At 48.3% G+C, this 17,333-nt stretch carries 19 protein-coding genes; 6 read left to right on the forward strand and 13 right to left on the reverse strand.

Features of this window, described 5'->3' with window-relative positions:
• Window positions 1–26 precede the first annotated feature (26 nt).
• Window positions 27–920 (forward strand): PhzF family isomerase, encoded by an 894-nt coding sequence (locus tag RYZ59_RS12565; RefSeq protein ID WP_318048177.1) that lies wholly within the window; start codon window positions 27–29, stop codon window positions 918–920.
• Window positions 921–978: 58 nt separating this feature from the next.
• On the opposite strand, the gene nhoA is transcribed toward RYZ59_RS12565, so the two are convergent.
• Window positions 979–1,824 carry an N-hydroxyarylamine O-acetyltransferase gene (gene nhoA / locus RYZ59_RS12570; protein WP_318048180.1) on the reverse strand — a complete coding sequence of 282 codons (846 nt, stop codon included), beginning with the start codon at window positions 1,822–1,824 and terminating at the stop codon, window positions 979–981.
• A gap of 158 nt (window positions 1,825–1,982) precedes the next feature.
• Between nhoA and RYZ59_RS12575 the strand changes: the two genes are divergently transcribed.
• Both RYZ59_RS12575 and RYZ59_RS12580 read left to right on the forward strand, forming a co-directional pair.
• Complete coding sequence (locus RYZ59_RS12575; protein WP_318048182.1) at window positions 1,983–2,555, forward strand: flavin reductase family protein; 573 nt, start codon at window positions 1,983–1,985, stop codon at window positions 2,553–2,555.
• Window positions 2,556–2,956: 401 nt separating this feature from the next.
• Window positions 2,957–3,706 carry a hypothetical protein gene (locus RYZ59_RS12580; RefSeq protein WP_318048184.1) on the forward strand — a complete coding sequence of 250 codons (750 nt, stop codon included), beginning with the start codon at window positions 2,957–2,959 and terminating at the stop codon, window positions 3,704–3,706.
• A 198-nt stretch (window positions 3,707–3,904) separates the two neighbouring features.
• Here RYZ59_RS12580 and pptA read toward each other — a convergent pair whose 3' ends face one another.
• The 5 genes from pptA to RYZ59_RS12605 form a co-directional block, all read right to left on the reverse strand.
• A complete protein-coding gene (gene pptA, locus RYZ59_RS12585; RefSeq protein WP_137381841.1) occupies window positions 3,905–4,132 on the reverse strand; it encodes a tautomerase PptA in 228 nt (75 codons plus the stop codon).
• A gap of 169 nt (window positions 4,133–4,301) precedes the next feature.
• Window positions 4,302–5,243: a malate dehydrogenase gene (gene mdh, locus RYZ59_RS12590; RefSeq protein WP_318048188.1), complete on the reverse strand. Its 942-nt coding sequence runs from the start codon at window positions 5,241–5,243 to the stop codon at window positions 4,302–4,304.
• Between the two features lie 109 nt (window positions 5,244–5,352).
• The gene (locus RYZ59_RS12595; RefSeq protein ID WP_137381839.1) at window positions 5,353–6,774 is read right to left on the reverse strand and encodes an SLC13 family permease; all 1,422 of its coding nucleotides are present in this window, start codon (window positions 6,772–6,774) and stop codon (window positions 5,353–5,355) included.
• A gap of 54 nt (window positions 6,775–6,828) precedes the next feature.
• Complete coding sequence (locus RYZ59_RS12600; protein ID WP_137381838.1) at window positions 6,829–7,527, reverse strand: RraA family protein; 699 nt, start codon at window positions 7,525–7,527, stop codon at window positions 6,829–6,831.
• A gap of 25 nt (window positions 7,528–7,552) precedes the next feature.
• A complete protein-coding gene (locus RYZ59_RS12605; protein WP_318048191.1) occupies window positions 7,553–8,518 on the reverse strand; it encodes a hydroxyacid dehydrogenase in 966 nt (321 codons plus the stop codon).
• Window positions 8,519–8,866: 348 nt separating this feature from the next.
• Between RYZ59_RS12605 and RYZ59_RS12610 the strand changes: the two genes are divergently transcribed.
• Window positions 8,867–9,781, forward strand: coding sequence for a LysR family transcriptional regulator (locus RYZ59_RS12610; RefSeq protein ID WP_137381836.1), 915 nt, complete (start codon window positions 8,867–8,869; stop codon window positions 9,779–9,781).
• A 12-nt stretch (window positions 9,782–9,793) separates the two neighbouring features.
• Here RYZ59_RS12610 and RYZ59_RS12615 read toward each other — a convergent pair whose 3' ends face one another.
• A complete protein-coding gene (locus RYZ59_RS12615) occupies window positions 9,794–10,411 on the reverse strand; it encodes a glutathione S-transferase family protein (RefSeq protein ID WP_318048194.1) in 618 nt (205 codons plus the stop codon).
• Between the two features lie 131 nt (window positions 10,412–10,542).
• Between RYZ59_RS12615 and RYZ59_RS12620 the strand changes: the two genes are divergently transcribed.
• Together RYZ59_RS12620 and RYZ59_RS12625 are read left to right on the forward strand one after the other, a co-directional pair.
• Window positions 10,543–11,472: a LysR family transcriptional regulator gene (locus RYZ59_RS12620; RefSeq protein ID WP_318048195.1), complete on the forward strand. Its 930-nt coding sequence runs from the start codon at window positions 10,543–10,545 to the stop codon at window positions 11,470–11,472.
• 89 nt (window positions 11,473–11,561) lie between these two features.
• On the forward strand, window positions 11,562–12,551 hold the full coding sequence (locus RYZ59_RS12625; protein ID WP_318048197.1) for a zinc-dependent alcohol dehydrogenase family protein: 990 nt from the start codon (window positions 11,562–11,564) through the stop codon (window positions 12,549–12,551).
• A 211-nt stretch (window positions 12,552–12,762) separates the two neighbouring features.
• On the opposite strand, the gene RYZ59_RS12630 is transcribed toward RYZ59_RS12625, so the two are convergent.
• The 6 genes from RYZ59_RS12630 to RYZ59_RS12655 form a co-directional block, all read right to left on the reverse strand.
• Window positions 12,763–13,164, reverse strand: a complete 402-nt coding sequence (locus tag RYZ59_RS12630) for a hypothetical protein (RefSeq protein ID WP_137381832.1) — start codon at window positions 13,162–13,164, stop codon at window positions 12,763–12,765.
• A 1-nt stretch (window position 13,165) separates the two neighbouring features.
• Window positions 13,166–14,350: a hypothetical protein gene (locus RYZ59_RS12635; protein WP_318048201.1), complete on the reverse strand. Its 1,185-nt coding sequence runs from the start codon at window positions 14,348–14,350 to the stop codon at window positions 13,166–13,168.
• Window positions 14,351–14,352: 2 nt separating this feature from the next.
• Complete coding sequence (locus RYZ59_RS12640) at window positions 14,353–14,994, reverse strand: PAAR domain-containing protein (protein WP_318048202.1); 642 nt, start codon at window positions 14,992–14,994, stop codon at window positions 14,353–14,355.
• A gap of 130 nt (window positions 14,995–15,124) precedes the next feature.
• On the reverse strand, window positions 15,125–15,898 hold the full coding sequence (locus tag RYZ59_RS12645; RefSeq protein WP_318048204.1) for an amino acid ABC transporter ATP-binding protein: 774 nt from the start codon (window positions 15,896–15,898) through the stop codon (window positions 15,125–15,127).
• Window positions 15,882–16,808, reverse strand: a complete 927-nt coding sequence (locus RYZ59_RS12650) for an amino acid ABC transporter permease (RefSeq protein WP_318048206.1) — start codon at window positions 16,806–16,808, stop codon at window positions 15,882–15,884. Before RYZ59_RS12650 ends, RYZ59_RS12645 begins: the two co-directional genes overlap by 17 nt.
• A 9-nt stretch (window positions 16,809–16,817) precedes the next feature.
• Window positions 16,818–17,327: a GNAT family N-acetyltransferase gene (locus tag RYZ59_RS12655; RefSeq protein ID WP_318048208.1), complete on the reverse strand. Its 510-nt coding sequence runs from the start codon at window positions 17,325–17,327 to the stop codon at window positions 16,818–16,820.
• Window positions 17,328–17,333 lie beyond the last annotated feature (6 nt).

Below are 17,333 nucleotides of genomic sequence, written 5' to 3' on the forward strand. Positions count from 1 at the left end.
TGCTTCTCCATTCCAGGAGAACGCCAATGAAACCACAGGTTTACCACGTTGATGCCTTTACCTCAGAACCCTTTCGCGGCAATTCAGCGGGAGTTGTGCTGCATGCGGATGGGTTGAGTGACGCCCAGATGCAGCTGATTGCACGTGAGCTGCGCCATTCGGAAACGGCTTTTCTACTGACCAGTGACGACAGCGATGTGCGTATTCGCTACTTCACGCCAACGGTCGAAGTGCCCATCTGTGGGCATGCTACCGTCGCCGCGCATTATGTTCGCGCCAACGTGCTGGGGCTGGGTGATACAACCGTCTGGCAAACGTCACTCGCCGGTCGCCACCGGGTTGACGTACGCACGCACGGCGCTGACTACCGCATCAGCCTGGAGCAAGGGAAACCTGTTTTTGAGGCGCCGCTGGATGGGGCAATTCGCCGTGCGATTATTAACGCGCTGCACCTAACTGAAGACGATATGCTGCCTGGGTTGCCGATTCAGGTGGCATCTACCGGGCATTCAAAAGTGATGATCCCACTGAAGCCCGAGGTGAATATTGACGCCCTTTCCCCTGACCTGCCCGCGCTGACGGCAATTAGCAAAGAGATTGGCTGTAACGGCTTCTTCCCGTTTCAACTCCGTCCGGGCGAAAACGCAACCGATGGCCGCATGTTTTCACCGGCTATCGGAATTGTGGAAGATCCGGTCACCGGCAACGCGAATGGTCCAATGGGCGCCTGGCTGGTACACCATAACCTGATGGCTCATGATGGCGAAACGTTGCATGTTCAGGGGCACCAGGGGCGTGCGCTGGGACGCGACGGCATTGTTGATGTGACGGTGACTATCCGTGATAACCAGCCAGAAAAAGTGACGATTTGCGGCTCGGCAGTGATCTTGTTTCACGCCGAATGGGCGATCGATTTTTAAATCTTCATATAGGCCGGATAAGGCGATTACGCCGCATCCGGCATTAATTCTGATGCCCCTATTTCCCCGCCTCCGGATGCGTATCAAACGCCGCCATGACCGTCGCCAGTTCCTCCTCGCTAAAGCCGTGTTTGACATCGTCAACGCCCAGTCCAAAGCGCTCCTGCAACAGCGTATACAGGCTGGCGACGTCAGGCAGATTAATCTGCTCTACCGCATGACCATCCTGATAATGAGTAAAGTGGAAATTGGTCAACGTCAGCTTGCCGCCGTCGGGTAAATGGCGACACATCAGCAGATGGTGGCGGAAATGCGACTGCGGCCAGTGTGCAGACCAGAAGTTCCCCATCAGATAATCGCTGTGATGTTGCACCACCAGATCGAATCGGTACATTGACTGCCAGTGATCATGATGGCGGAACTGCAATATCCAGTCTTCCCCCTCCTGAATCAGGCGATATTCGCCGTGTGGCGTCTTCTGCTCAATGTTAGCCTGCAGACGAATCGGCGCTGTCAGCGTTTGCCCGCCGAAGCCAACGTCAGCGATCCACTGTTCACCCTGCAATTCAACCAGTAACAGGCGATGTGTCCGCGGCGGCAGGCTGGATGGATTCGCCAATACCACGCGTCCCAGCAAACTGCGTACGGTAAAGCCGATGTCGCGTAGCGCCCGTTCAAATACACCATTTTGTTCAAAACAATAGCCCCCTCGGCGGGCCGTGACCAACTTCTCTTCAAGGGACAAATCGTCAAGCTGCATTTCACGCGGCAGCAGCACATCAAGATTTTCAAAGGGTATGGCACCGTTATGCAGTAAGTGCAGCGCTCTCAACGTTTCAATGTCGACGTTGGGTACGTCAGACCAGCCAATACGGGCAAAATAAGCGTTTAAAAAAGGCGTCATACGGGATTCCTGTTTGTTGAATGTTGTACTTATAACGCATTTTTTATTTTACGCTGTCGCTTTTGTGCGCTGTTCACCCCAATGAGGCGACAAAATCGCTAATCCCGTTACTATCTATGTTTATTGTGATGTCATTTTTATTCTGCCGAGGAGTCGCTATGAGTCATTTTCGTCCGGTTGAATTACAACACGCCAGCCGACTGCTTAATCACGGCCCCACCATTTTGATAACCAGTCGTGACGCGAATACAGAACGGCGTAATGTGATGGCGGCCGCGTGGTCAATGCCCGTGGAATTTTATCCGCCGCGGGTAGCCATTGTTGTCGACAAGACTGCCTGGTCGCGCGAACTGATCGAGCGTAGCGGTCAATTTGGTATTGTTATTCCAGGGGTTGCCGCGACGAACTGGACCTATGCCGTGGGGAGTGTTTCCGGTCGAATAGAAGATAAGTTCAACTGCTACGGCATTCCGGTGGTCAACGGCCCGGTATTGGGACTACCGCTAATAGAAGCCAAATGTCTCGCCTGGATGGAATGCCGCCTGCTTCCTGCCACAGCGGCTCAGGACAAATATGACACCCTGTTTGGCGAAGTGGTCTCGGCTGCCGCTGATGAGCGGGTATTTGTGCAAGGACGCTGGCAGTTTGATGATAGCAAACTCAATACCTTGCACCACCTTGGCGCCGGAACGTTTGTCACCAGCGGGAAACGTATAACAGCGGCTGAATAAATATCCTCCGGCATAGCCGGAGGTTTTTCTGATGTGCCTATAAGGCTCTGATACCAGCAGCGCCCTAACAGGCGCATACGATCTGACATTTGCATCAGACTTCTCTACTTACAGTCCGTAAACGGGGTCAGTTTGGATATCGAAAATTATTGTACGTTAAGGCTATTTTTTATACTCTTTGAATTTATATCCTACAGGGGCGGCAACGAAACGGGAAGGAAATAGCTAAATGGCTACACATGACTGTACTTTACTTTTTTTACATCCTTTCAGGATAAGGGATTCAGTAGCAGGGCGATGCTCTGTTGAACATTAACGATAATTTTTGATCATTCATAAATATATCACTATTATGAATAATAGTGCAGGGAATAAATTATAAAATATATAAAGGAGTAATTATGATACCGTCTTCATTAATTAAATTTACACAAAACAATCACCTTGATAATTTAAATCACCCAAAGAGCGATGTAACTCCTTTTTCAGATTACCCTGACAATCATCTTATCGATTGTTCTCCAGAAGAAGCTGCAAATTTTGCATCTCAGTATGTGTCATCTCATATAAAATGGAGCTCTGTTATTGAGAAAATGGACGAAAAAATGCCAGCATCACAAGTTATCGATATCGATAGTAGGATAAAAAAAGCTCGTGGTAATATAACAGGCTATGATGGTGAAGATTTCACGCTTGAGAAGCTATACGAAATTACTAATAACTCAGTCCGTTGTGAAGCTGGCAACTGTGGGGAGCTTTGTGCTATCGGGGCTCGTGCTTTAATGGATTTTGGTTATAAAGAAAAAGTGGAAGTCATTATAATTACCGGAAATACGAATGACGGTGCTAAGGCAAATCATGCATTCATGCTCATTCATGGTTCAGATGGAAATGATTCTTGGGTGGCAGATCCATTGACAGCACTGATGAAACCTGAGCAACGTGAGAAATTCTTAGGCGATAAATACATAGCTAGCTCAGTAAAACAAAGAGAATCTATTGATATTCTCCATCTCTACCTTGACAAAGATGGTATTATGACTTGCCCTGAATTAAATATTGCGGAGGAAGAACCCGGTATAAAACTCTTTAGTTGTTACACGCTTGAAAAAATTAACGGGGTAATTAATCTGACTCGTGTATACAAATAAGAATAACTTCAATGTAAATCCGGTGTTCTTCTTGGAATATTAGTCAAAAAGAACGCTGAGGCTATATAGATATTGTTTATATGAATCAATTGTTTTTGTCATTGGATTACTGTAGCTAAGCCGGGTGGAGTAACTGGTCTCTGGTTTTTATAGAGTTGTGCCAGCATTAATACGGGCGCAATAATCGCCCGTTCTCGTTCACATGCTGTAGCCTGGTTTTTTAATCAACGTGTCCATCTGCGGCACGATTTCCGCATCCCATACCGCTTGCCACGCGTCAGGCTCAATCTCATTGAGCGCCACGCTGACCGAGCTGTCTTTGCTTTGCAAATGACGAATAATGACATCTGTAATATCCGCCGCCAGCGCGGTTTTTTGTTCGTTAGTAAGGGCGCGAGGAAAACATTTAATATCGATGTGCGGCATTGCAGGTTCCTTATTGTTTTGGGCAAAAAAGCTATCACCTAATATGCGCCAGTTAGCAAAATTCCTCCAGACGTCTTTGGTCTACAATGATGCTCAGATGCACAACGTTACCGGCCTGGTAAACGTTGAAAGCCGATTTCGACGATCGGCTTTTTCAAAACTACCCGCGTTAATTCTTACAAACAAACCGCTCACCAAACGCAATATCTTTACGCAGTTCGCTTTGCATTGCCTCGAGTGCATCCTGCTCAATGCGGCTCAGGTCAGTTAGCGCAATAACGCGAGATACACCGTTGACGCCCAATTCAACGGGCTGGGCAAAAAAACGGGCGTATGGGCTGCCGCTTTCTACATATGCGCATTCCACAATGCCTTGTTCCCCACTCAGAGCACGGAGTAACGACAAACAAAAACGTGCGGCTGCCTGCCCCATTGATAATGTGGCCGACCCGGCTCCCGCTTTAGCTTCGACAACCCGAGTCCCGGCATTTTGGACCTGGTCTGTCAGCACACGGATCTCGTCATCGGATAATTTTATCTCCGTAAGCTGCGAGAACAACGGCAGGATCGTGGCGCCCGAATGTCCACCGATGACCGGAACCTCAACGTCCCGCACGCTGCAGCCTTTCATTTGTGCAACAAACGTATTTGCGCGAATAACATCCAACGTGGTGATGCCAAAGAGCTTGCTTTTATCGTAGACGCCAGCCTTTTGCAGGACATTAGCGGCAATCGCCACTGTGGTATTAACCGGGTTAGTAATAATACCAATACAGGCATCCGGGCATATTTTTGCGACATCACCAATAAGCTGATGAATAATATTGGCATTAATACTGAAGAGGTCAGAACGATCCATTCCCGGTTTACGGGCAATACCGGCACAGACAATAACAATATTTGCACCTTCTAACGCATGTTGAATCTGCGCGCCACAATATCCGTGAATATGCACATCGGTTGGAATATGGCTTAAATCAACAGCAATCCCTGGTGTTGCTGTTGATATATCGTAGAGTGCGAGTTCAGACCCCTCTGGCATGTGTAATTTAAGGAGTAACGACAACGCCTGCCCTATTCCTCCGGCAGCGCCAAGAAGCGTAACTTTCATATAATATCCTTTACAAGATTATCGACAGATATAATCAACCACGCGATGCTTCAGACAAACACCACGGTAAAATAATCGCTAACAACAAATAAGTAATTATTCCTGAAAATTAAAACACGCCAAGCATTGGCCAATAATACAATGCGCATAATGCATAAATCAGACAAGCAATCGCACACAGTACAATACCGACGCGCGGATAATCATTGATAGCAACCTTCCCGGTACCAAAGACCAACACACCCGGAATGGTGTTATAAAACATCAATAATGGATAAGCGCCAATAATCATCCCACCCGGTAACGCCAGCATTGCCGGTGGCAGACCTGCCGCATGGGCAATACCAATCAATACAGGCAACATTGCTGCCGCCATCGCCGTAGTGCCCACAAAGAAAATATGCATGTATTGCACGACGATAAGCACGACAATCAGCAAGGCGATGGTACTCAGCGTGGATAAACCCAGATGGTTAAAGATTAACATCGATATCCATTCTGCCGCACCGGTTTTCATCAAAATAGCCCCCATACTGACACCGCCGCCGCAAATGAACAGCACTTGCCACGACACGCCTTTATTGGCTTCCGACCAATTAATCACGCCAATTTTAGGGAAGAAGAGCAGACAAGCCCCCAGCATACAGGCCGTGGTAGAATCGACACCTATCCAATCACCGGTGACCCACAGGAAGACCACGCCGAGGAAAATCCACAACGTTTTCCACTCGGCCGCAGACATTTTTCCCATCCCGTCCAGACTGTCTTTAATCAACTGCTCTCCACCGGGGATGTGCGATTGCTCAGGCGGATAAGCAAACTGTAGGTAGATCCAGGTAATAAACGTCATCAGTAATGCTGGCGGGAATCCGACTATCAAAAAATCCAGATAGGAGATCATTGGCCCACCGGCATTATGAATAAATTCAACGGTAATGGGGTTCGGTAAATTGGCTGTCAAAATACCGCCGCTGATCGTGGAATTGGTAAACGACATGGTGAGCAGCAAATTCACTGCAAATTTTGTTCGCCCTTCTTCTTTAAATAAGGCAATTAAATTCAGACAAATGGGTAGCAGGATCGCGACCCTTGGGGTTGACGACGGAATAAAGAATGCCAGCACAATATTCGCAATGGTCACCCCCAGTGTTAAATTACGCACGCTACTGCCGGTAACTTTAAGAATTAAAAAAGTAATCCGTTCTGCTAAGCGTGTTTTGGTTAGCGCCACAGCCATAATAAATGCGCCAACCAGAAGATAAGAGGAAGATGAAGAAAATCCCGACAGTGCCATTTTTAAGCTGCATACTTTTAATAATACAGCAGCAGGAACAATCAGTAAGCTTGAAACAACAATGGGGATAGGTTCGGATAAGAACAGGATAAAAACACCCGCAAACAATACCAGCGCATGCTTCCCCTCCATGGAAAGTCCTGCCATGGGAAAGGTATAGGTAATCGCCATCGCCAGGATCGCTAACGGAATTCCCCACCGTTTCTTAAACGACAACGTTTTTATATTTTCTGCCATTATTATTAGCCTATTTGAGCAAGCCAGCCACAAACGTGGCTGGCATCTGTAGAGTTAACCCGGATAAACAGCGTCAATCGTTTCGCAGCCTTTCGCCGCGAGCGCTTTATCCACCCAACTGCGATCGGCTTTTCCGGTCTGCGCCGCAACCAGTTTTGCATGGTCGTTGGCAGAAAACTTGCGAGCTTCTTCCAGCAATTTTGCCGCATCATGTTTAGGGATCACAATGACGCCATCACTGTCTCCGACGATAATATCGCCCGGCGTAACGTGAATATTGCCGCAAGCGACAGGAACATTGACTTCGCCTGGACCTTCTTTGAATGGGCCGCCTGGGGTATGACCTGTCGCATAAACTGGAACCCCCATTGCATAGATGGTATCAAGATCACGCATTGGTCCGTCCAGCACGATGCCCGCAATGCCTTGAGATTTGGCATAGGCGACCATGATCTCGCCCATCAGCGACTGGCTGCTATCCCCTTCATTGGAGACGATCAGAATGTCGCCAGGTTTAATCATGTTCAGCGCTTTGTGCATCATCAGGTTGTCGCCAGGACGCGCTTTTACCGTCAGCGCGACACCAACCATATTTTGTTCCGCAGGTGCCGTCATGCGTCGGATGCGGCAATTCATCGCGCTCAGGCGCCCCATACAGTCGGCAATATTTGCTGCTGGTATGGTTTTGAAACCTTCGATAACATCAGCTGTAGGCAGTTCACGTTGAGTAAAGACTCTGAATCCAATAGACATTTTATTCTCCAGTACGTCGTAAATATTATTTAATCAGGTGGTTAACACACAGACTCGGGGATAACGGTTTTCCGTTAAGGAAATTAATCACGTTGTCAGCGGCATGCGCAGCCATCGCGTCTAACGCATCAGGCGTGGACCCGCCAACATGCGGGGTCATAACAACGCTGGGTTGTGAGGCAATAGCATCGCTGAGGGGCAGTGGTTCATTAACGAAAGTGTCCAGACCTGCGCCTGCAAGTTTTCCACTCTGCAAAGCAGCTACCAGCGCATTTTCATTAATCAGCGGCCCTCTGGCGGTATTAACCAGAATTGCACCATCAGGCAGTAGTGAAAGCGCCTCTTCGTTAATCAGATTTCGGGTAGCGGGAACCAGAGGACAATGTAGGCTGAGCACCTGGCTTTGGCGAAGCAACGCCGGTAAATCGTTGATAAGTGTGACCTGTTCGATTGGGCTGGCCTTGAGCATGGGATCGTAAGCGACGACCTTCATGCCCAGCGCTATACAGAATTGCGCCAGCGTTTGTCCTATTTGGCCAAAACCCACCAATCCCAAAGTGCGTCCACTTAATTGTTGGCCGTTTCCGGCGCGGCTCCAGTTCCCTGTGCGTAAATCCCGGTCATAGGATGCAATGCGCCTGGCGGCCGCCAGCATAAGCCCTAATGCCAGTTCGGCAACCGATTGTGAGTTTGTTCCCGGCGTCACGAGGACGGGAATATTACGTTCCGTCGCCGCATCGACATCAATGTTACTTACGCCTACGCCATGTTTGGTGATGACTTTTAGCGTTGGGCAAGCACGGATAGCTTCGCCCGTTAGCGTCATCGTGCGTGAAATGACGGCATCAACAGGCTCAGTGGATAAAATCGACAGGATCGCCTGCGGATCTGTTGAATCATTTACATAGATTATTTTACAGTCAGCATCTATTAGTTTTTTAACACCCTTCGGCGCCAGTTTTGGTGCCGTCATTAATACGGTAAAACGCATCCTCTTCTCCTTGCCATAGTCGGGATGGGAGATTTTTACCCCAGGACAAGGCGACGCAACAGGCAATAATATTGATAGCGGCAATAACTTTTCGTTAAATAGCGTAAAAACAAAATGCGCTTATAAACATAATAAAATACAGTTGGTTGCATTAATTCATTAGGATGTCATTACGTAATAATTCGGAACTGACAGGCGGCATGGTTCACACATTTCGCCGTATTTTCTTACTTTTTATGCAAGAGAAAACGTCATCTTTTTGCTGTCAGGTCAAAAAATAATGGCGCGTCATTCTCTACCATGCTGTGACGCTAATACCGGGCGGATGGGAAAAGGTGCTGTAGAGTCATGAATCTCAATATTCGCGATTTGACGTTTTTTTATGTTATTGCAGAAGTGGGTAGCCTCGCTCAAGCCTCAGAACGCCTTGGGCGCTCGCAACCTGCGCTGTCAAAATGCATCCAGCGTCTGGAAGAGGAAGTGGGTACACAATTATTGACCCGCAGCGGGCACGGTATAACGCTTACCGCCGCGGGCGAGTTAATGCGCGAACGGGCCAGAAAGCTCTGTTTTTTTATGGAGCAAACGGAACAGGACCTCGAAAACTATGTTCGCGGGGTGTCAGGGAAAATACGTATAGGCTGTGTACCGACTGTTGCTGAATATCTCATACCTAAACTGTGTCAGGCTTTTCTGACAGAAAACCCCCTCGCTATGCTCGAAATTGTTCCCGGAGTGAATAATTATCTTTGGGATAATCTGCAGAATTATCAGTTAGATATCATTATTGTTACTAAAACAATCAGCTATGAAAACGCCATTATCTACCCGATAATGGAGGATGCTGTGGTTTTAGTCGGCAGCTGCGAGCATCCTATTTTTACAAAAGAGTTGAAGTCAATTACGCCTCAAGATCTTGTCGAATACAAATGGTTGTTATCGGGGAAAAATACGGCCTCCCGACGCTGGATCGATCAGTTTTTTATTAGCCGGGGGCTTCCGCCACCGCGAGCCCAGATAGAAACATCATCGTTTCATCTTATGCCCAAAATCCTTGCGGCAAATAAAGAATTACTGGGCTTCATACCCCGGCGTAATTTGACCAAGGGCGGCGTGGTATATAAACAATTGAAGGAAATCCCGCTGGAAGGAACAGCAAATTCCCGTCATTTTATTCTTGGTCGACTCAAGGATCGCAGCCCCTCTCCCATCACAGAACGACTTATCAGGATGATCCGCGAACAGGGGCAAGACATGTTTTAAGCGTTCATCGCGTCAAATAATTCTGTTATTTTTCAGTACAGTACGCAGCCGCGGGATTTGACAAACCGCGTCCGCGATGGCGCTGATATTGGGCGTATTGTCCTGGAACCAGTCATGTCCAGGCCCCCAGGTGCGCAGAACGGCAATATAAACATCCAGCAACGTGAGCTGATCGCCAAACGCGTACGGTTCGGCGCTTAGCTGGTCATTCAGCCACATATAAAGCGATTTACGGTACTCAATACAGCCCTTTTTCAACTGCGCCGGGGTATCAGGAGTCCAGCGTTCGGGATAGTCAGCATACGTGAACGTGGGATAGACATTTGCCACCAGCCATATCAGCAGGCGCTGAAATTGCTGACGTTCTACATGTCCGACAGGCGGCGCCAGTTCGGGCCTGCTGTCCAGAATCATCAGCGCAATAGCCGCCGTTTCCGTCATCACATTGCCATTTTCCAGTATCAGTGTGGGCACCTGACACAGCGGATTCATTGTTTTTAGCAACGCCCGCGACGGCCCGTCGCTGTCAAAGCCGTCCACATTAATAAACGTGTAAGGGATCTCCGCCAGTGTAAGCATCACTTCACTGATGGCCGATCCCCAGCCCGGTACCCCATAGACTTTAATCATGCTGCAACCCTCAATGTTAAAACCCTAAGTGTAGAGCAGCATTCGACAATCTATGCAGCCTGGATTATTACTCTCATAATAACAATGTCGGAGACCACAACCGTCATAACGGATACGGGAGAGAATAAGAGATGCGTTCGAGTATGTTTGAATATATGAGCATTTTTGTGCAGGTTGTCGAACAAGGTGGTTTTGCCAAAGCCGCTGATGTGTTGCACCTGCACCGCCCCGCGGTGACGAAAGCAATTCAGCATCTTGAGGACGATCTGGGGACGAAACTCCTAAACCGCACGACGCGGAAGGTTACCCTGACCGAAGAAGGTGACGTATTTTACCGACGGACCAAAGCACTGCTGGGTGACGTGGATGACATCATGGCCTCTTTCTCACCAACACGGCCTCCGCGTGGAAAGCTCAGGATCAACGCGCCACTGTCGTTGGCTCACTCGATTATAGTCCCCGCGCTAAGCGACTTTCAGTCTCGCTATCCGGACGTTGAGATTGTTCTCACCTCCACTGACCGCAAAATTGATCTGCTTGCGGAGGGGATCGACTGCATGATCCGCATTGGCGAATTGCAGGACTCCTCGCTAATATCCCGACGACTTGGCGAGGTAAAAATGGTGACCTGTGCGTCCGCAGATTATCTGGCTACACGGGGCATCCCACAGACACCGGATGATTTAGCTCAGCATCAGGCACTCAACTTCTTTAGCGAACGTCATCGTGACGCGCTGGAGTGGTCCTTCATCAACGATGGGAAAACGGTATCTGTCGTGCCAGCAAGCAGAATGTGCGTAGACAACTCCGACATTCTGCTAACCGGTTGTTTATCTGGACTGGGGATCATACACGGCGTTCACGCCGTACTGGCACCCTACCTCCAGTCGGGACAACTGATTGAGGTGCTGCGTGACTATGCGGGAGAAGCTAAACCGGTGTCTGTTCTCTACCCGGACAGGCGCTATTTGGCCCCGCGCGTGCGGGTTTTTATTGACTGGCTGAGTCAGCTTTTCGTACAGCAAAAACCACGACTTCAGGGATTATTACAATTTGAGTAATAGTGAAGTTCCGTAATGGCGGTTTTTTACCCCCACCAGAACCGATACATTGTGCGGACTCAAGTCAGAACAATTTACCGAGGTCCGTTATGTCTAAAGTTGTGGTTTTCAATCAAATAGGTGGCGCTGATGTGCTGAATATTCAGGATATTCAGACCCCGGCACCGCTTGCAAACGATGTTCAGATCCGCGTTCGTGCAATAGGTATTAATCGGGCGGAAATTATGTACCGTACCGGTCAGTATATTTACCAACCCAATTTTCCTGCTCGCCTGGGCTATGAAGCCTCCGGCATTGTTGAAGCCGTCGGTGACAATGTGCACGAATTCGCACCAGGCGATCGCGTGAGCGTCATTCCGGCATTCAGCTTTCATCAGTACGGTATGTATGGCGAAATCGTCAATGCGCCTGCTCATGCGGTCGTCAAACATCCGGAAAACCTGAGCTTTGCCGAGGCCGCCGCCAGCTGGATGATGTATGTGACTGCTTTTGGCGCGCTGGTGGAGTATGCCAATATCGGGCCAGGCGATAACGTGCTGATCAATGCCGCGTCCAGCAGTGTTGGTCTGGCCGCAATTCAGATCGCCAACATGGTAGGTGCAACACCTATTGCGATGACGCGAACCCATGAGAAACGCGACGCCCTGTTGCAACTGGGTGCCGCTGAGGTCATTGCCAGTCAGGAGCAGGACCTGGTCGCAGAAATTAACCGTATAACCGATGGTAAAGGTACCCGCGTGGTCTTCGATCCGGTCGGCGGCCCCGGTGTGGCGAAAATAGCTCAGGTAATGCCTGCCGGAGGGTTATTTTTCCAGTACGGTTCGCTGGATGGTCGCGATTTGTCGATCCCGGTGATTGAGATCCTTGGCCGCCATTTGACCTTCCGCGGCTATGAGCTTTTTGAAATCACCACCGATGCTGAAAAACTGGCACGAGCTAAACATTTCATCCTTGAAGGATTGCAATCGGGGCAACTCAAGCCACTGATTGATAAAACCTTTGCGTTTGATGACATCGTTGAGGCACACCAGTACATGGAAGCCAACGGTCAGGTAGGCAAAATCGTCGTTACCCTGTAATCGCTGTGCGGCACAATCCTGTGCCGCAACGCAATTCCACGTATTTACAGAACTTTCGACAAAAACTGCTGCGTGCGCGTGTGGCGCGGATGATTTAGCACCTAATATTGTACGTTAATGCTATTTTTAACCATCAAGAAATGAGAAAACTTCTCTCTGAGCGGGTTCTCGTATCTTGATGGGCTATGCTGAGAGCGCCTCTCAAACGATCTTAAGAAGATCCTTCTGAATCTTTGACCGTAATAGTATAGGTTTTATCGAATTCACTAGATTTTTGAAACATTGCCACATTGAAAAATCCAGATACTTTAACTTTAATCACTCCTTTTTTTGTCGGTACTCCTCTGATTTGTATGCAATTATTATCATATTTGTCATTGTTGCAATGGGCTAAGTATAGCCCTGTATCACTAGGTGATATATTCCCAACAAATTCCCTATCGCCATGAGAATTTGTCAGTGTGGCAACATTCCCACCCAAAATATTTATCTGAGCATAGTAAGGTGCACCAACTAATGCATCATAAAGCTCATTTTTTTCTGGAGCAAATTCGGCGCGTAACGTGCACCCTGATAAAATGAATATGGAAAAAACACCCAATGACAATCTCATGTTATTTCAATGGCTTAAAAACCATTCCTCCAAAAAACCTAGAAACAAAAAACGAAGCATCTTTTTTATGTTTTATTTGATCGTAAACGTTACCCCATGAAAATAAATCCAAATGCATATATCCGCTGGAATCCTGTGTAGCAGGCCCATCCCAAACAATCCAGTGTGTTGGTACCGTTAAATTCGAATCGCTTCGTTTTAAAAGCCCATCATTAATCAATGTGACAACTCTATAACCCTTTTGGGCATATTCATTTAGATCTCGGATTCCCTGGATACCTGCCTGAACAGGGCCAACATTGCTAAATACTTTTTCATAACCAGCCTTTTCGAACCACTCTGTCAGCGTTTGCCACATAGTGATCCCTGCCACTGGAGAATCGAGAGTATCAAAACTCAACACAGTGTTCTCTGAATCGCTAAGCCCAGCCAATGTCATCCAGTCAAGCCCTAATATCCTGGGTTTCCCGTCACTTGTATAAAATGTACCGGAAGGATGTTTACATCCTTCCCCTGGAGAAATAGTCAGCGTACCTATTTTAGTCTTTCCATATCCCCACAATTCCCTGGCGGCCTGTGCATATACATCAGGACGGTCCATTTGAATACAATAAAAAAAAGCGGCTGGCCCGCAAGTACTTGCGGAATTTTGATCTGGAAAAGCATCTGGATAATGAATATACCTTTTGTTTATTTGTTGCTCGATTATATTTCTTTCAAAAGGATCTATGGGATTACCAACAGGATATTTTCTCGCAATAAATGGGCGTTCCGGGATAGTGATCTTAATATGTTTTGTTTCTCCCCCCTGACTCTCAGGCTTCATTGTCCCTTTTGACTCAAAATAACAGGGGTTCTCCCGCTTCACCGGAGACCATGCTTTGCCTGACGCAAATTCTTCCAGTGTATACATTTTAGTGAACGGGACAGACGTTACACAGTGCGTATGCAACATGGTTTTTCGGTAAAGTTTCATTTCCATAATATAAATTGTCGAGAGTGACTCATTTATATTTCCGGTCATGTGACTCTGTGTTTCGTAGTTACCCAGAAACCCCTGTTGCTTCACATCCACCAAGGAGTATTTCCTCCTGCTGGAGTCCATGCGATAAATGCACAGGTCATACAGTAAAGAATCAACCGGAACATTAGAGTTAATACGGGTACTGAGATGGTAAACAGCCATAATTAATCCATTATTATGTGCAGGTTAATATTTTCAGCGGATTCAGCATAATGCCACTCTGTCATCCCTTGGCTATCTGTATTCCCCGTTTCTGTATGGCCGTCCGGGAGTATGAGAACATACCGGCAATCCACCATCAGTCTGCCGTCATCATCTCTACACTTAAAACGAATACAGTTTCTGCTGCTGACATCCTGTGAGTTTTGCATCATTATCGATAATTGACTAGTGTCGCGGGTGGTTAAAGTACCCGCTCCACTGCTAGTATATTGTGTGGCTGAACCAAAAACATAGTGATTGGAGCAGCCACACAACACCCTGTCGCCAGTAGCTACATATGCTTTACCATTTTCCATCCAGTCCACTGCAGAAGCGAAAATTGGAAAATGTCCATTACATTTTCGACAAATTGCCCTGTCACCGGTTTGGGCAATAGCTCTATCACCTTCATACCAGGATGCAGAAGCAGTAATAATTTCTCCAAAACTTGTTTTATCGCCGAGACAGGCCAATGCTCTTACCATTTTCAATTCCTTAGTTAAAAAGTGTCCATACTCAATGGCATGATACATAACACATAATTTAAGCAAAGTTTTACTATGCTTTCTCACAACTTCACTAAGGGTGATATATTCCAGGCCCAAGTCATTATTCACCTGATAATAAAGTAATTTTTTGATAATTAGTCACTAAGCGTGTTACTCAAAAGGAAGACTAATTTAGGATTAACGAACGTTCATATTTTCTTTATAATTTCACTCTTTGGACGCAGTCTCAAAGAACTTTCGACAAAAACTGCTGCGTGCGCGTGTGGCGTGGATGATTTAGCACCTGTTCGCTGCTACCCTGCTCGACAATTTTGCCGTCAACCATAAACACCACCTGATCGGCCACTTCCCGGGCAAACCCGATTTCATGCGTCACCACAACCAGCGTGGTTCCCGACTGTGCCAGCGACTTAATCACGTCCAGCACTTCGCCCACCAGTTCAGGATCGAGTGCGGACGTCGGCTCATCAAATAGCATCACGCGCGGATTTAACGCCAGCGCGCGGGCAATGGCGATACGTTGCTGCTGGCCCCCGGATAAATGCCGCGACCAGGCATCGGCTTTTTGCCGCAGTCCGACAGCATCCAGCAAGGTAAATGCTCGCTCAATAGCCTCTTTGCGCGAAGCCAGTCCGTGTGCAACAGGCGCTTCAATCAGGTTTTCCAGCACCGTTAAATGCGGGAACAGGTTAAAGTTCTGAAATACGTAGCCCACATTGATGCGCTGGCGCAGGATTTCCGCCTCTTTCAGCTCATACAACCGGTCTCCCTGAAGGCGATAACCAATATAATCACCGTCAATCTGAATAAACCCCTCATCGACACGCTCCAGATGATTAATCGCCCGCAGTAGGGTTGATTTACCTGAACCGGAAGGCCCGAGAATAACCGTGACCGTACCGGGTGGGATCTCCAGCGATACGTTATCCAGCGCCTTATGGCGACCAAAATATTTGCTGACGCCGGTAATGGAAATATGACCTTCAGGCGAGTGGGACATGGATAGCCTCCTGCTGTGGAACCTGGCGGCGACGTTTAGCCGTGCGACTCACCCTGGCGGTGTTAATAGCGGATCGTCTTTCACTGCGTGCCAGCGCGCGTTCAACCAGATGCTGAATTAATGACAAAACGCTGGTGATCACCAGATACCATACGGCGCCAACCATCAGCAGCGGAATCACTTCCTGGGTGCGGTTGTAGATCATCTGGATGGTGTAGAACAGTTCCGGCATGGCCAGCACATAAACCATCGCCGTTCCTTTTGCCAGGCTGATAATTTCGTTGAATCCGGCGGGCAAAATAGTGCGCAACGCCTGTGGCAGGATAATACGCAGCGTGCGGCGCCAGGCAGGTAATCCCAGGGCGGCGGCTGCCTCATACTGACCATGATCAACCCCAAGAAACCCGCCGCGAATAATCTCAGCGGTATAAGCACTTTGCACCAGCGTCAGGCCAACAACCGCAGTGGAAAACTGTCCGAGGACATTGATAGTCTCAAAGCTGCCCCACTGGAGAGCAGTGAACGGTATGCCGATCGCCAGCGTGTCGTACAAATAGGAGAAGTTGTACAAAATGATCATCACCACAATCAGCGGGAGTGAGCGAAACAACCAGATGTATCCCCACGCCAGGCTGTTTAGTAGCCAGGATGATGAGAGTCTGGCCAGCGCCAGCAACCCGCCAAATACCACGCTCAGTAATGTCCCAATGAGCGTCAACAACAGCGTTTGCCCAAGTCCAGACAAGATAACCGGGTCGAAGAACCAGCGAGCAAACACGCCCCATTCCCAGCGCGGATTAAACGCGACAGACTGAATAATCGCCGCCAGCACAAACAGGGCAATAATCGCCCCTACGGTACGCATCGGGTAACGTGCCGGGACGACTTTGATGGTTGCAGTCGTTTTCATCTTCTCTCCTCAGGCAATTTTGGCCTGACCTGCGATAGTCAACAGTTTGGTGAAGCGTAGCCGTCCATCAAAGGGCAGCTGGCTGTACTCTTCTGGATTACGTGTGGTATCAAACTGAGGATCGTATCCCTGACTCAAATAAAGCCGGACGGCCTCTGGCTGGCGAAAGCCCGTGGTCAGATAGATACGGCTATAGCCCGCCAGTAATGCCCGGCGCTCCAGCTCCTGCACCACATGCGCTGCCAGCCCCTGCTTACGCAGGCTGCTTTTAGTCCAGATACGCTTAATTTCAGCGGTGTCTTTGTCATAGGGTTTGTAAGCCCCGGTGGCGATAATTTCACCGTCGCGCTCCAGCACCACAAAGATCCCCTGTGGGGCCAGATACCATTCGGTTAGCTCTACTTCAGCATCACGAGAAAAATAATCGCCATAGCGGGCGGCATATTCACCAAACAGGCCGTTGAGGATCGGCTGTAGCTCAATGGCTTCGGGCGAGACAACGCGGAATTGATCGCTCACATTGAC

The sequence above is a fragment of the Citrobacter sp. HN-141 genome (genome assembly GCF_033341895.1).
Taxonomy (GTDB): Bacteria; Pseudomonadota; Gammaproteobacteria; order Enterobacterales; family Enterobacteriaceae; genus Citrobacter.

Bases quoted from the DNA above. Each gene is read 5' to 3' on its own strand.
- pptA (WP_137381841.1), bottom strand. From the start codon at position 4,132: ATGCCGCACATCGATATTAAATGTTTTCCTCGCGCCCTTACTAACGAA.
- RYZ59_RS12615 (WP_318048194.1), bottom strand. From the start codon at position 10,411: ATGATTAAAGTCTATGGGGTACCGGGCTGGGGATCGGCCATCAGTGAA.
- mdh (WP_318048188.1), bottom strand. From the start codon at position 5,243: ATGAAAGTTACGCTTCTTGGCGCTGCCGGAGGAATAGGGCAGGCGTTG.
- RYZ59_RS12600 (WP_137381838.1), bottom strand. From the start codon at position 7,527: ATGTCTATTGGATTCAGAGTCTTTACTCAACGTGAACTGCCTACAGCT.
- RYZ59_RS12620 (WP_318048195.1), top strand. From the start codon at position 10,543: ATGCGTTCGAGTATGTTTGAATATATGAGCATTTTTGTGCAGGTTGTC.
- RYZ59_RS12580 (WP_318048184.1), top strand. From the start codon at position 2,957: ATGATACCGTCTTCATTAATTAAATTTACACAAAACAATCACCTTGAT.
- RYZ59_RS12605 (WP_318048191.1), bottom strand. From the start codon at position 8,518: ATGCGTTTTACCGTATTAATGACGGCACCAAAACTGGCGCCGAAGGGT.
- RYZ59_RS12595 (WP_137381839.1), bottom strand. From the start codon at position 6,774: ATGGCAGAAAATATAAAAACGTTGTCGTTTAAGAAACGGTGGGGAATT.
- RYZ59_RS12625 (WP_318048197.1), top strand. From the start codon at position 11,562: ATGTCTAAAGTTGTGGTTTTCAATCAAATAGGTGGCGCTGATGTGCTG.
- RYZ59_RS12565 (WP_318048177.1), top strand. From the start codon at position 27: ATGAAACCACAGGTTTACCACGTTGATGCCTTTACCTCAGAACCCTTT.
- RYZ59_RS12650 (WP_318048206.1), bottom strand. From the start codon at position 16,808: ATGAAAACGACTGCAACCATCAAAGTCGTCCCGGCACGTTACCCGATG.
- RYZ59_RS12630 (WP_137381832.1), bottom strand. From the start codon at position 13,164: ATGAGATTGTCATTGGGTGTTTTTTCCATATTCATTTTATCAGGGTGC.
- RYZ59_RS12575 (WP_318048182.1), top strand. From the start codon at position 1,983: ATGAGTCATTTTCGTCCGGTTGAATTACAACACGCCAGCCGACTGCTT.
- RYZ59_RS12635 (WP_318048201.1), bottom strand. From the start codon at position 14,350: ATGGCTGTTTACCATCTCAGTACCCGTATTAACTCTAATGTTCCGGTT.
- RYZ59_RS12645 (WP_318048204.1), bottom strand. From the start codon at position 15,898: ATGTCCCACTCGCCTGAAGGTCATATTTCCATTACCGGCGTCAGCAAA.
- RYZ59_RS12610 (WP_137381836.1), top strand. From the start codon at position 8,867: ATGAATCTCAATATTCGCGATTTGACGTTTTTTTATGTTATTGCAGAA.
- nhoA (WP_318048180.1), bottom strand. From the start codon at position 1,824: ATGACGCCTTTTTTAAACGCTTATTTTGCCCGTATTGGCTGGTCTGAC.